General features: G+C 43.0%; 10 protein-coding genes. 4 read left to right on the forward strand and 6 right to left on the reverse strand.

Annotation, left to right across the window (positions count from 1 at the left end; genetic code table 11):
• The first annotated feature begins 416 nt into the window (after positions 1–416).
• Positions 417–950: a peptide-methionine (S)-S-oxide reductase MsrA gene (gene msrA, locus PKOR_RS15050; protein ID WP_046311787.1), complete on the forward strand. Its 534-nt coding sequence runs from the start codon at positions 417–419 to the stop codon at positions 948–950.
• 182 nt (positions 951–1,132) lie between these two features.
• Here msrA and PKOR_RS15055 read toward each other — a convergent pair whose 3' ends face one another.
• From PKOR_RS15055 to PKOR_RS15070, 4 genes are all read right to left on the reverse strand, one after another.
• Positions 1,133–1,402, reverse strand: a complete 270-nt coding sequence (locus PKOR_RS15055) for a hypothetical protein (protein WP_148561704.1) — start codon at positions 1,400–1,402, stop codon at positions 1,133–1,135.
• A 313-nt stretch (positions 1,403–1,715) separates the two neighbouring features.
• Positions 1,716–2,798 carry an ABC transporter permease gene (locus PKOR_RS15060; protein WP_046311789.1) on the reverse strand — a complete coding sequence of 361 codons (1,083 nt, stop codon included), beginning with the start codon at positions 2,796–2,798 and terminating at the stop codon, positions 1,716–1,718.
• Entirely contained in the window at positions 2,795–4,183 is a 1,389-nt protein-coding gene (locus tag PKOR_RS15065; RefSeq protein WP_046311791.1) for an ABC transporter permease, read from the reverse strand. Before PKOR_RS15065 ends, PKOR_RS15060 begins: the two co-directional genes overlap by 4 nt.
• A gap of 6 nt (positions 4,184–4,189) precedes the next feature.
• Complete coding sequence (locus tag PKOR_RS15070; protein WP_235336529.1) at positions 4,190–5,920, reverse strand: ABC transporter substrate-binding protein; 1,731 nt, start codon at positions 5,918–5,920, stop codon at positions 4,190–4,192.
• Positions 5,921–6,451: 531 nt separating this feature from the next.
• On the opposite strand from PKOR_RS15070, the gene PKOR_RS15075 reads away from it, so the two are divergent.
• From PKOR_RS15075 to PKOR_RS15085, 3 genes are read left to right on the forward strand one after another with little or no spacing between them, the layout of a single operon-like run.
• Positions 6,452–7,933: a hypothetical protein gene (locus PKOR_RS15075; protein WP_046311793.1), complete on the forward strand. Its 1,482-nt coding sequence runs from the start codon at positions 6,452–6,454 to the stop codon at positions 7,931–7,933.
• Positions 7,934–7,946: 13 nt separating this feature from the next.
• Positions 7,947–9,440, forward strand: coding sequence for a hypothetical protein (locus PKOR_RS15080; RefSeq protein WP_046311795.1), 1,494 nt, complete (start codon positions 7,947–7,949; stop codon positions 9,438–9,440).
• Positions 9,441–9,497: 57 nt separating this feature from the next.
• Complete coding sequence (locus PKOR_RS15085) at positions 9,498–10,829, forward strand: MFS transporter (RefSeq protein ID WP_046311796.1); 1,332 nt, start codon at positions 9,498–9,500, stop codon at positions 10,827–10,829.
• Positions 10,830–10,913: 84 nt separating this feature from the next.
• Here the strand turns inward: PKOR_RS15085 and PKOR_RS15090 are convergent, their stop codons facing one another.
• Both PKOR_RS15090 and PKOR_RS15095 read right to left on the reverse strand, forming a co-directional pair.
• Positions 10,914–12,575 carry an amidohydrolase gene (locus PKOR_RS15090; RefSeq protein WP_046311798.1) on the reverse strand — a complete coding sequence of 554 codons (1,662 nt, stop codon included), beginning with the start codon at positions 12,573–12,575 and terminating at the stop codon, positions 10,914–10,916.
• An 8-nt stretch (positions 12,576–12,583) separates the two neighbouring features.
• Entirely contained in the window at positions 12,584–13,357 is a 774-nt protein-coding gene (locus PKOR_RS15095; protein WP_046311800.1) for an AMP nucleosidase, read from the reverse strand.
• Positions 13,358–13,388: the final 31 nt, after the last annotated feature.

The raw sequence follows: 13,388 nt of genomic DNA on the forward strand, positions 1-13,388 counted from the left end.
CATTATCTGAGAATGTTCTGGTGTAGGCAGCTGGAGCAAGTCCAGTAGTGAAACAGGCTTGTTCTGTGTATGACTTACCAGAATGGGAGGGGCAACTGGAGGAATTGTAATTCATAGCTGTATTACGATTGGCGTTTTTTCACTTCTGCCCCACATTCCCTACCCGTACTGTCTCTTTGTTAGTACAATATATATAATTAATATTTAATGTTCAACCTTGGGTTGGTCTTATCGAGTTTTAGAATCTGTACTTGAATTCTCACCAATGAACATTAAGCTTGGTGCCCTGTTGTAGCAGCGAAAACTGAGCGGGATAACAACACGTTAAGGGTGATTGACATAAAAAAGGGGCAGTTAGCAAAGTGTTGTTACGCGATAGACTATGTGCAAGTAAGGTTTAAGTAATTGAGAAAAACATGAATACAGCTACATTTGGCAACGGTTGCTTTTGGTGTACAGAAGCAGTGTTTCAGCAATTAGGTGGGGTCGAGAAGGTAATGCCAGGTTATGCTGGTGGCCATATAGAAAACCCAACCTATAAACAGGTTTGTTCTGGTACAACAGGGCATGCAGAGGTGCTTCAGATTACGTACGACCCGGAGAAGGTGAATTATGAGGAACTGCTAGAGGTATTTTGGAAGACACATGACCCTACTACGCTGAACAGGCAGGGTAACGATGTGGGGACACAATATCGCTCAATTATATTTTACCACAACGAAGAGCAAAAGAAGCTAGCTGAGAAGTATAAGCAGGACTTAGATGCTTCCGGGGCCTACGCAGATCCTATAGTTACTACTATTGAGCCGCTGGAAACATTTTATCCAGCTGAAAACTATCACCTGAACTACTACAACACACACGGGCATGAACCTTATTGTAGCTTCGTTATCAGGCCAAAACTAGATAAGTTCAGGAAGGTATTTAAAGATAAGCTAAAACAGGCCTAAAGTAACATGGTATCGCGGCAGACGAAAGCAGGATCTTAAGCATTGCTCCTAATTACAACAAAAGCCCTGTAGGGGGGGCTACAGGGCTAATTGCTTAATCTAAACACAAACAACCAACAAAATCTAACAAAAAATCAAAGGGTTTTTAGGGAGAAATAGTATAATAAGGTGTTGAGGAGTAATTAGTAACGCACGAAGGGTGTTATACTAATTGATTCATAGTTTTCTGCGATACCAACGAAGTAGTCTCCGATAAAAATTCCGGAGCCACTGCTGACAGCACTTGAGCCGGCATGGTAAGTAACCATGTTGCCATCAATTGTGGCATAACCAGCTGGCTGATCATCATATTGCGAAACAGTTTTCACAGTGGCACTAGATGGCATAAGTGCAGCCTTTGCCAGGCAAGACTCAGCCAAATGCTTGGATGAATGGTTTAATGTCGAATTCATGTGACGATGGGGTTTTGGGTTCTAACACGCTACAAGTATAAGCATGCCCCATTCTCAGAAACAGGAATATTAAATCCTGAAAGTAACATGGCTAATTAAGCTTTATGGTTGTGTAATTAAGTGTTTATAGTGCTATGGGTTACTCTTTGTTAGCTTTTTTCTGTTGTTCTGTTGAATAATCTTAAAGCGTAACATGTTGTTAAGTAAGTTATTATATATTATATAAGGTAGATGGATAGAGGAGTAATGTTGAGATAAGTAGCTTGAAAGGGTTAGTTTGTTTTAAATTGATTACTGCTGAAAAGTAACATTTTTACCTGCTTCTGGTGGTGAAAATTTGTGTGAAATGATAGCTGCAGGTATAAAGTGCCAGAACTGTCAGGCTTAAGAAACTTCCAGGCAGCGCAACAAGCCACCAGGCAGAGGTGTTGCTGCGAATGCTGGAGATAGTTCTGCCCCAGCTCACCAGCGTGGAAGGCACACCAATATTGAGAAATGACAGTGTTGACTCCAAAGCCAACAGTCCTCCTAAACCAAATGTAAAAGCAACAAGCACGGGACCAGCCAGGTTTGGTAAGGCGTGTCGCCACACTAGTTGAAATGGTTTGTTGCCGATGCTTTGGGCCGCCTCAAAGTATGGAAGTTGCTTGATGCGCAACATTTCGGCCCTGGCAAGTCTCGCTGAAGATGGCCAGTCGCTAAGAACCAGCAATAACATGAGCAGTGGCAGGGATGGAGGTATAAAAGAAGCCAGCACGAGTATCAGTACAAATCGTGGGATGCTGGTAATTGCCTCTGTCGTTCGCATAACGATCATATCAACAGGAAGCCGGAAGGGCGCTTGTAAGAAAGTAAACCACCGCCTTATTACTTCTAGTAGCCCCCACAACAGTAGTAATAGGCCTGCTAAGAAGCCAGAAGATATGCCTGCGTAGGTAACGCTAAGCTCCAGCTGGTAAACTTGAAAGGGAAGGTACAGGCCATAATACAGTAGAGCTACGACTCCTACTAAGTATAAAATCAGCCTGTGGCTTGGTAAAACAAGGCCTCTATCTCCTAGAAAACCCGCGACTGTGCCCAACGTTACGCCAAGGAGTGTGGTAAGTAACATCACTGGAAAGCTTACTAAAAATGCTGTGCGGGCTCCATACAGTAAGTTTGCTAGTAAATCTCTGCCCAGGCTGTCGGTGCCCAAAGGATGTCCTGCAGCCATTGCCCTTTCAGTAAAAGGTGCCAAATAAGCATGTTGCACATCGAGGTGGTTAGGGTTGTAAGGCAGGGGAAGCCAAGGCAGTATTATCACCAGAAGCAAAAGTAACATCAGGTAAGCTAGAGCCAGTCTAAACCCGAACTTGTCTCTCCAAAGTTGTTTTATACTTATCCATACCTGTTTCATACTAACTTCTGTTTAAGTCGTGGGTCTGCCCAGGCATAAGCCAAATCAGCTAATGCATAGGCTACAATCCTAACTATTAGCACCACAAGCACAATTGCAATTAGAACCGGGTAATCTTTGGATAGGACCGAGTCAATAAGAAGGCGGCCAATACCTGGGATTGCAAAAATGGTTTCTATAAGAATAGAACCGCTGACAAGTGCTGGAAGAAAGTCTGATACAAGCGTAATAAGTGGCAACAGGGCGTTGCGCAAAGCGTGTTGTCTGATTACCTTGTTTTCCGATAAGCCTTTTGCGCGCGCTGTTCGAGAATAATCAGCCAACATAGCTGCATGCAGAGATGAGTAGAGCTGGTTCGTGATGTATGGCAGGTTAGCAAGAACCATGACAACCAGCGGCAAGGCCATGAACTGTAGCTGCTGGAATAGCTGTTGCCAAAATGGTAAACTTTCAGAAGTATAGTAGCCCATGCCGTAAACAGGGAAGAGCTGTAAAAAGTCTGGGTTTGCCAGTAATACCAGCAAAAGCATTGCTATAATCAGCGTTGGCATGCTGTCGATCAGGAAAAGTAAAGGCATCGTTATGTTGCGTAGCCACCGCATTGATCCTTTCACCATTTGAATGCTAAGCTCGAGGGACAGCGCCAAGGTTATTAGCATACTACCTAAGAGCAGCAGTAGCGTATTGCCAATGCTTTCCCCAATCATCTCCAGTACTGATCTTCCGGTGCGGTATGATGTTCCAAAATCACCTGCAATAGCTGCAGTAAGCCAGCGGTGGTATTGGTTTTCAGGCCCATGCCAATTCAGGTCGGGTAGTAGATAAGCGAATCTTTGCTGCTTCTCTACTAGTGCTTCCAAGGTATAGGCAACGCGACCGGCTTTATCACTTACTGCTGTATTCGTAGCCAAGCGCTGTAAATTGCTGCAGGCATGCCGCAGTTGCTCCAAGTCTGAAGAATGGCCTAAGGTCTGAAGGAGCAGCTCTATCTCTGGAGTTTTATGCTCTTTAAATGATTGCTCCAGCTGTCGCGCCTGCACATTGAATTTAACTACAACAGGCCAATTGCCATATTTATAGGCTAGCTGTCGGAGCTGTTCTTGCCTTTGCTCCGGAAAAATCAAACTTAGCGTGTCAGGTACTACAGAAGGGGAGATGCTGAAATAGAAGAGGGGCAGATGTTGCCCCGTTTTCTGTAGATATGCCTTGTAGGCAGCCTCACGGCTACCTTGGCTGCTCTTGCTATAAAAGCTGCCTTCCAAATCAAGTATACGATCCTGTCCAAAAGAACCAGGTAACATCCTGCTCAGCAAAAACACCAGCGTACCAATTATCCAAAGGGCAGGTATAGCCAGTAAAAGTTTCCTGAGCAGGTGCACGAACATAGAAGCTTACTCTTCTTCTTTTAGCGTAAAAGCACTAACATCGTAGTTTGGAGAAAGGCCGGAAACCTTAGTGTTTGTAAAGCGGCGATGGATAGCTACACGCTCTTTAATATAGTACATCGGTATAAAAGCGGCTTCTTCGTGCATGATTTCCTGCAGGCGTTTAAGCAGATTAGCCATCTCAGCCTTGGAGGTGACAGTCGTGCTAATCTGGTTTAGAATGCTATCGCTTTCAGCCGTGCCGAAACCTGTGTAGTTAATTCCTCCGACACCAGCATAACCTGTATGTAGCAACGGCTTAAAGTTGAAGGCAAAAGGATTGCCTGAAAGGGAGCGGTAGAAAATTTCAAACTCGTGCTGCTTTGACTTGCTGGCAAGCAAACTACCCTCCATACCCTGAACCTGTACAGGAATGTTTAGCTTTGCTGCGTTTTGCTGCAGTATGATGGCAGCATTTTCGTGGCTGGAGCTTCCGGCGCGATAGATTGCCTCTATGCTAAGTTGCTCCCTTTTGCCATGGATGGTCTTGTACCAGCCATCAGCTTCACGCGACCAGCCTGCGGTTTTTAAAAGAGTTGCAGCCTTCTCTATGTTAAAGCTGTAAGGAGCCAGTTCCTTATGATAATATTCAGAAACAGAAGGAGGGATAAGACCAGCCGTAAGCTTGGCGTAGTTATGGTGCGAAGCTTTCATAACACTTTTAGCGTCGAGCAGATGTGCTATAGCCTGGCGTGTTAGTTTGTCTGAAAACTTAGGCGAGCGTGTGTTAATACCGGCGTAGATGAATTCATATGCATCCGGTGTATGTAAAGCATAATCTTTCAGAAAGGCTTCCTGCTGTTTTAGTTGGTCAAACTCAGCTGCAGGTATACCTTCCAAAACATCTAGCTGTCGGTTCTTAAGAGCAAGAAGTGCCGTAGTAATGTCTGGTATAACCTGGAAGCTGACGCGCTGTGGATTGGCTGTCAGATGTTGTGTGTTAGATGTGTTATTCCCCCACCAGTCTTTTTTGCGCGTCAGCGTCAGGTTTTTTCCGTTTTCCCAGTTCTCCAAGGTATAGCCCCCGCTTCCTTGTAATAGATTTGGATCTCGCCCGTATTCAGGAGAGTTAAACTTTGCTGCAAATGCTTTCAGCTTCTCGTCGTTTTCAAGCTTAGAGTGCTCCTTGCTTAAATCAGCAACCTGTATATGTTGCAGTAGGTTTTCAGGGTCGAAAAGATAAGCCGGAAGAATAAAGAAGTCACCAGTAAGCAACTCCATTTCCGGCGCATACCCGGCGCAAACAAATGTGAAGCGACGCGGGTTAGCTGCATCAATCCTGATGTCTCGGATGAACTCCAGTTGCGGTTTTAGCCCTTCGTTGTTTAGCAAAGGAGCTTTAGCCACTTTTAGCGTAAAGGCTACATCTTCAGCTGTTACAGGTGAGCCATTGGTCCATTCAGCTTCTTCTCTAATCTCATAGGTGAAGAGCGTAATGGAATCCTGGCGCTCAATGGTAGGCATGGATTCAGCCAGAAAAGGCTTTATCTCATTTGTCGCCAGATCAGCGCTCAGTAGGCTCTGAAACAGCAGGTTTATTATCTGTAAAGCACCGGCGTTGCTATAGCTTACAGGGCTCAGCGTTTCCGGGTCAGTTGCCAATCGTACACGCACCTCTTCAGGTGCACGCTCCGGCTGGCTACAGAATGTAAAAAACAGTAAGAAGTAGCAAACAAGTGCTAAACTAATTTTTCTCATGTACTTACCCTTGGCTAAAAGTTTCTAGGGCAAGTTAGGGAAAAATATTATTCTGATATATCAGTCCAAGTTGTTGCGCCACCAAAAGTTGTTATAGTTTGAGTCTCTTCAGTCGAAGTGCTCTTGTTGCTAGTGGTATTGTTAGCTTGTGTATTAGCTCCAAGATTTACTAGGTTCAGAAGTAGGGAAATTAAGATAGATATCATTGTTTGGGTCTTTTAGGGTTTATTGTTTTTTCTGTAGCAAAGTTGGTGTTTTGAGTATGACCAAAAAAGGAATGTCTTATAAAGAAAGTAACTATAGAATTTACTATTATAATTTTACAGTTATTAATAAAGGACTGGTTAATTTTGTATAGCAACTGATTCAATTTAAATAGTTGTAATCAAAAGTAACATTAGCCTGTGAAGAATCTGAGTATATTTTTTTATATATGTAAAATTAGCTCCAGATACACCTGCAGTAAAGGAAAAGTTTGTAAGAAGGTAACTTTAACTTTTTGTATTTTTATTATAGTAGTTTAAAGTTTGAATGGAAGAAATAAGGGTATTAGCGACTTTGAACAGTCATGCTAATTTTAGTAGTACCAGAAGCTTATTTGAGCTTAGTAAAGGTAAGGAATCAAAACTCTACCAGAATGCATTGAATAATATATATACTGATGATTATATAGCTTCCAAAGCTCTTTACGGCTCCAACCCTAACGATGTTCGATACAAAATGCTGAAAGTTAGGTTGAAGAAGAGGCTTTATAACAACCTTTTCTTTGTTGACTATGACAGGTTGAAAATAGGTAAAGTGTATCAGGCCGAACTTGAATGTTTAAAGCTTCTTCATCATGCACATACGCTGTCAAGGCTATACGAGCTTGATTTGGTATTAAGTAATACTTCTAAGGTAAGGAAAATAGCTTTAAAGTATGAGTTTACAAATTTTTTGATTGATGCACTTGAGCTAGAACTAGAGTGTCATACTGAGAGTGGCAACTTTAAAGAGTTTCAGAAATGCACTAATGAGCTAACCAAGCTTCTTAAAAAAAAGCTGTATGAGCGTGAAGCAGTAAGCCTTTACCAAACTATAAAGTTGGATGGAAAGAGGTCGGTAAAGCTAAGACGAAAACATATGGCCAATTTTAGTAGTAGTATCGCAAGGCTATATGATATTTATTGTTTAACAGACTCTTTCGAAGCTTTCTACTCATATTATAAGGCTAACATTATCTACAGTGAAATGATTGGTGACTTTGATGCCATTGTAGATTTGACGTTAGATTCCGAGCAAAAAATCTCTGCCGGTAAAATTAATATAACTAGGTTCAACAGAACTTTTAACAAGTTTGAGCTTGTATATGCGCATCTAAGAGCAAAGAAGCTGGAACAAGGTCTTCGGTATGCGTCTGAGTTTCTACCAGATTTTAAAGAAAACTCTCCGAATTGGTTTGCCTATTTAGAGAACTATTTTCTCTTGGCTCTGCACAGTGCAAATTATGAGTTGGCGTTAAACCTTTTACACCGAGTTTCAAATAGCGTTAGCATTAATAGGCTTTCTGCTTCTGCTAAAGAAAGGTGGAACCTTTATGAAGCTTATTATTTGCTGATGGCAGGTGATACGAGTGGTAGCCTTTCAAAGAAAAACCCCTTTTTACTTTCCTTGCCGGAGTATAGCAAAGACAAGCAAGGGTTTAATGTTGCGATTCTTATCCTTCAATTCATTTTTTACTTACACAAAAAAGATACAGAAGCTCTTTTATACAGAATAGAATCCCTCAAGAAATATATTTTAACACATTTGAAAGATACTTTTAGTCTTCGTAGTAAAATATTTTTGAAATTGTTGATCTTGATTGTTACAGAGGATTATGAACTAAAAATTTGTAGTAGTAAAGGTCAGAAGCTTTATCAGAAGTTGGTGGATGCACCTACACCGGGTGATGCTTTTGCTGAGATTGAGATAGTGCCTTATGAGCATTTATGGAATCAAATATTGAACATTCTTAAAGAGCACTACAACTAAGTAGTTATATTATATGAAGGACCTGCGACGACTTGTAAGGGTCATAGAGGAAAATGGCCCAAGCACCAATCCTCTATTAAACTTACAAGATGCTGATGTGTTGGAAACTAAATTATATCATCTTTTAAAGGAAGATAGAGAATACTCAGAGGAGGAAATTGCACGGACTCTTTATGGCGACAGTAAGCAAGTAAGCGGATACCGGATGCTAAAATCACGCTTTCGGAAGAAGCTTATTAACTACTTGCATTTTATGGAAATTCCACCTAGCAGACAGAGGACAGGTTATACTTCAACTTACAAGTGTTTGACGCTTTTGACAGAAGCGCAAGCTCTTTTACTATTTTCTGAAATAAAATTATCACTTAAAGTGTTTGATCAGGCCTTAGCCATAGCAAATGAGTTTGAGAACACTGAAATGAAGATCAAAGCACTAGAGGGTAAAAGACGCGTCTTTCAAAGTTTGTCTAACACTAACGAATATACTATTTGCCATAATGAGCTTATTAAACTTTATGAAATTCAAGATTACGAGCGTAAAGCAGTAGCCTTGTATGACCAGACAATGTTACTAACTAGGGGTAAAACGTCTGAAAGAGCAAAAATATTCTCAGAATATCCTGAAATTATTAAAGATATTACTTCTTATTGGGAGAAGTCAGGGTCGTCTATGATATTCTCCTACCTCCACATTTTGCGTATCGCCTATCTGGAGCAGGCGGGGCGCTATACTGAAATTGCTGAAGAAGTTGCAAACGCCGAAAAGCTTGTTCAGGCAAAGAAAGTAAACTCTAAGTGGTTTAATAAGGCTTACAGTGCCTACATAAATGTATATGCATTATTGCAGAGCCGTCAGTATAATCAAGGGTTAACCCTGGCGGAGAAAAGTCTGTCGCATTTTCAGACTTACTCTGCGAACTGGTACGCTTATATGGAAAACTATGTGTTGCTTACTTTACACAGTAAGAAATATGTACATACAGGAAAACTTTTATCTGAGGTAACTTACGGTGACTTCATTACTAAGCTTCCAGATATTGGCCTAGAACGCTGGGAGTTATATAGAAGATATTTGAGCTTTATGCTGAAGTTTGTTTCTTCTGATAATAAACAGGCTATTCCGGGAGCAATTGTTACCCAACTACCCATACTATCAAAAGATAAATCAGGCTTCAACCTAGCCTTGCTGGTGCTTGATGTTTTGGAGAAGCTGTCAGAGGGTATAATAGATGATTTGGATGTGCAGGCGGAGAGGGTGCGTAAGTATACACATAAATACTTGAAAGGGGAGAAGGCTGAACGTCCACGGTTGTTTATGCGACTTCTGCACCTGGCTCTCACAAAAGTAGAGCCGGAGGTGGTGCGGGAGCAGGCAGAGAAGCTGTTCGAGAAATTGCAGGTTACTCCGCTGCCTGGAGATGCATTTACAGAAGTAGAGGTAGTGCCTTACGAGCACTTGTGGGAATTGGCGTTGCAGTTGCTGGAGCAGCAACAGGTTAGGCGGTAGCTCCTGAGTTGTTCGAAGATATCAGTTACACCTAGTAGTTTTTTCTTACTTTTCGGGATGCAAAAGAATAATCCGACCGTTACCAGGGCTTGGTGCTTCTACGACTGGGCTAACTCCGTTTATTCACTGGTTATAACGTCTACTATCTTTCCGATATACTTTAGTGCCGTATCCAGAAAACCAGATGGTACTTCTACAGTAGATTTTCTGGGTTTTGAGCTAGATAGCTCCGTGCTCTTTACTTATGCTATTTCGGCTGCCTTTCTCATCATAGCTTTTCTTAGCCCCTTTCTCACCGCAGTTGCCGACTACAGTGGGAGAAAGAAGATGTTCCTGAAGCTCTTTTGCTATTTAGGGTCATTATCCTGTGCGGGCTTATACTTCTTTACTGCCGAAACCTTTACGCTCTCTGTTATTTTGTTTGTGCTGGCCACTATTGGCTTTAGTGGTAGTATTGTGTTTTATAACGCCTACCTACCTGAGATTGCTACACAAGATCAGTATGATCGGTTAAGCGCCAAGGGGTTTTCGATGGGTTATGTAGGGAGTGTGATTCTGCTGGTGTTCAATCTGATGATGATTATGAAACCAGAATGGTTTGGAATAGCTGCCGATAATACCTCGCTGCCACCCCGTATTGCTTTTCTAAGCACAGGTATCTGGTGGTTTGGTTTTGCTCAATACACATTCTTCCATCTGCCTGGCAATGTGTATCAGCGTAAACCACAGGGCAGCTGGATTTTGAATGGTTTCAAAGAACTAAAGCATGTGCTGGAGCAGGTGAAAGACCTGCCGCTTCTGAAACGATTCCTGCTAGCATATTTCTTCTACAATATGGGGGTGCAGACGGTAATGTACCTGGCGGCTATTTTTGGCGAGGTGGAGTTGCGCCTGCCAAGCGAGGTCCTCATTGTTACTATCTTGATCATACAATTGGTTGCCATAGCCGGAGCTTATGCCTTTGCCAGGCTTTCTGGTAAGTATGGCAACATCGTGGCACTGATTATAGCGGTCTGCATCTGGATTGGCATTTGCATTGGCGCCTACTTCACGCATGGCGAACTTCAGTTTTATGCTTTGGCAGCCGTAGTAGGTTCGGTAATGGGAGGAATTCAGTCTTTGTCGCGCTCAACTTATTCTAAGCTTATACCTGCCAATACAATAGACCACGCATCATACTTTAGTTTTTATGATGTGACCGAGAAAGTATCCATCGTACTGGGAACGTTAGCCTATGGATTGATCACACAGCTTACTGGCTCCATGCGAAACAGCATTCTGGCGCTTATTATCTTTTTTATTTTAGGGCTACTCTTTCTTTTCCTGATGAGAGGGAAGAGCAAATTTATAGCTCAGTCAGAAACACCTGCTCTTGCCAGTGGGGCATAAGCTTGATGACTGGCAGAACAAAAAAGTCCGCTGAAGTACAAACCTCAGCGGACTTTTTTGTTTGATATCTCTTAAGATACTCTCTTACTTCTTGTAAACCTGCTTACCATTCAGGTAAGTGCTTAATACTTGGGTGTCACGAACTTTATCCAGTTCAACTGTCATCAGGTCACGGTCAACAAGTATAAAGTCTGCAAACTTACCTGGCTCTATACTTCCTTTCTCCTCCTCTTCAAAATTCGATTTTGCAGCCCAAATCGTCATACCTCTTAAGGCTTCTTCACGGCTCAAGGCATTTTCTATTTGGAAACCACCCTCAGGCCAGTTTTTAGCATCTTGTCGTGCTACTGCTGCATGAAAGGTAAAGAAAGGATTTATACTTTCAACAGGGAAGTCTGTGCCTAACGGAATGTAACCGTTTTGCTGTAGCAGTTCCTTGAATGGGTAAGCATGCCTGATACGCTCATTGCCCAGTCTTTCGCCAGCCCAGTACATATCAGAAGTGGCATGTGTCGGCTGTACTGACGGTACAATGCTATACTTCCCAAACTTAGCCATATCGGCTGGGTTGATGATTTGCGAGTGCTCAATACGCCAACGCTTATTGTTTTTACCACCTAGCACGTTTCCGTATATGTCGAGCAGCAGGCGGTTGGCAGAATCACCAATAGCATGCGTGTTCATCTGGAAACCGTGCTCATTCATTAACTTCGCCAGGTCACGGAACTCCTGTTCTGAAGCAAGCAGGAAGCCATAGTGGTTATGCTTGTCTGTATAAGGCTTGAGTAAGCTCGCACCTCTGGAGCCAAGTGCACCATCAGAATAGATCTTGAACGAGCGCACATTCAATCTGTCTGTTTTGTACGGGCCATTCTTAAAGTAATGATCCTGGTTCTCCTTTGTAGGATTCAGCATGGCATAAACACGCATCTGCAATTCACCTTTTTGATGCATATCATCTATCAGGTCAACTGTAGCCTTGTCCAAACCAGCATCGTCTACAGTCGTTAGGCCTACTGCAAAAGTGTTGGCTTCAGCATTCTTAAAGGCTTCGCGGTTCTCAGCATCGGTTGGTGCCGGTATTTTGTTCGATACCAGGTCGATAGCATTATCAACCAAAATACCGGTCATTTTACCATTTTCAACCTCTACCAGTCCACCTACCATTTTGGTTTGTGGAGTAATGCCAGCCAGATCCAGTGCCTTCTGGTTTGCCAGGGCAGCATGACCATCGATGCGTGTAAGTATAACCGGGGTGTCAGGAAAGAGCAGGTCAAGGGTATCCTTGGTAGGGAACTCCTTAACGGCCCAGTCGTTCTGATCCCAGCCACGGCCGGTTATCCACTCCGTGTTCGGATACTTCTCGCGCTGCTCTGTTACCTTCTGTACTACTTCCTTGAAAGACTCTGTATCCACTAAGTCTGCAGAAACCAGAGACAGCCCATAGCGGTAGAAGTGGGCGTGTGCATCGATCAGGCCAGGGTATATGGTCTTGCCTTCTGCATTCAGTTCCTCAGAAGCCTTATACTTTCCGCGGATCTCATCTGTAGTGCCTACAGCTATTATCTTTCCGTCCTTCACGGCAAAGGCCTCGGCTTTGTCAAAGTTATCGTTAACAGTGTACACGTTGCCGTTGTAAACGATCAGGTCAGCAGCCTCAGAGCCAGTTTGTGTACCAGTGCAGCTACCTAAAAATGCGCCGCCAAGAAGTATGGCAGCTGTAAGGGTGCGTAGAGATTTGGTCATGTTATTACTTATTCGAAGCGCATGTGCTTAACAGATTCACCAGAGTTAATTAGCTCCAGCAGAGAGTCGATACCGATGCTCAGGTGCTTCTCTACATAGTTGGAGGTTACTAATTTATCACTTTCAGATGTTTTAACACCTTCCGGTATCATTGGGTTGTCCGACACCAGCAGTAGTGCTCCGTGAGGAATCTCATTGATGAAGCCAACTGTGAAGATGGTAGCTGTCTCCATATCCACACCCATTGCTCTGATCTGGCGCAGGTACTCTTTAAATTCCTCATCGTGTTCCCACACGCGGCGGTTAGTAGTATAAACGGTGCCTGTCCAGTAGTCCATCTCGTGCTTCTTGATCATAGAAGAGACAGCACGCTGCAGACGGAATGAAGGCAGAGCCGGAATTTCTGGTGGAAGGTAGTCGTCTGAAGTACCTTCGCCGCGAATGGCAGCAATTGGAAGGATTAAGTCACCAATCTGCGTCTTCTTCTTCAGACCACCGCATTTACCAAGGAACAGGGCTGCCTTTGGCTTGATGGCAGACAGCAAGTCCATAACTGTTGCAGCCATGGCACTACCCATACCGAAGTTTACAATCGTGATATTATTGGCTGTAGCCGTTTGCATTGGCTTATCAAGACCATTGATCTCTACACCAAAGCGATCTGCAAACATGCGTACATAGTTTATAAAGTTAGTGAGCAGGATGTACTCTCCAAACTCATCAAGCGGCACACCGGTGTAGCGGGGTAGCCAGTCGCTTACAATTTCTTCTTTGGTTTTCATGATTTATTTACTTTATGGGTACAAAAAAACC

Origin of the sequence: Pontibacter korlensis, assembly GCF_000973725.1 — a bacterium.
In the GTDB taxonomy this organism is placed as follows: domain Bacteria; phylum Bacteroidota; class Bacteroidia; order Cytophagales; family Hymenobacteraceae; genus Pontibacter; species Pontibacter korlensis.

Excerpts from the sequence above, each read along its gene's own strand:
- msrA (WP_046311787.1), top strand. The coding sequence starts at position 417 with ATGAATACAGCTACATTTGGCAACGGTTGCTTTTGGTGTACAGAAGCA.
- PKOR_RS15055 (WP_148561704.1), bottom strand. The coding sequence starts at position 1,402 with ATGAATTCGACATTAAACCATTCATCCAAGCATTTGGCTGAGTCTTGC.
- PKOR_RS15060 (WP_046311789.1), bottom strand. The coding sequence starts at position 2,798 with ATGAAACAGGTATGGATAAGTATAAAACAACTTTGGAGAGACAAGTTC.
- PKOR_RS15065 (WP_046311791.1), bottom strand. The coding sequence starts at position 4,183 with ATGTTCGTGCACCTGCTCAGGAAACTTTTACTGGCTATACCTGCCCTT.
- PKOR_RS15070 (WP_235336529.1), bottom strand. The coding sequence starts at position 5,920 with ATGAGAAAAATTAGTTTAGCACTTGTTTGCTACTTCTTACTGTTTTTT.
- PKOR_RS15075 (WP_046311793.1), top strand. The coding sequence starts at position 6,452 with ATGGAAGAAATAAGGGTATTAGCGACTTTGAACAGTCATGCTAATTTT.
- PKOR_RS15080 (WP_046311795.1), top strand. The coding sequence starts at position 7,947 with ATGAAGGACCTGCGACGACTTGTAAGGGTCATAGAGGAAAATGGCCCA.
- PKOR_RS15085 (WP_046311796.1), top strand. The coding sequence starts at position 9,498 with ATGCAAAAGAATAATCCGACCGTTACCAGGGCTTGGTGCTTCTACGAC.
- PKOR_RS15090 (WP_046311798.1), bottom strand. The coding sequence starts at position 12,575 with ATGACCAAATCTCTACGCACCCTTACAGCTGCCATACTTCTTGGCGGC.
- PKOR_RS15095 (WP_046311800.1), bottom strand. The coding sequence starts at position 13,357 with ATGAAAACCAAAGAAGAAATTGTAAGCGACTGGCTACCCCGCTACACC.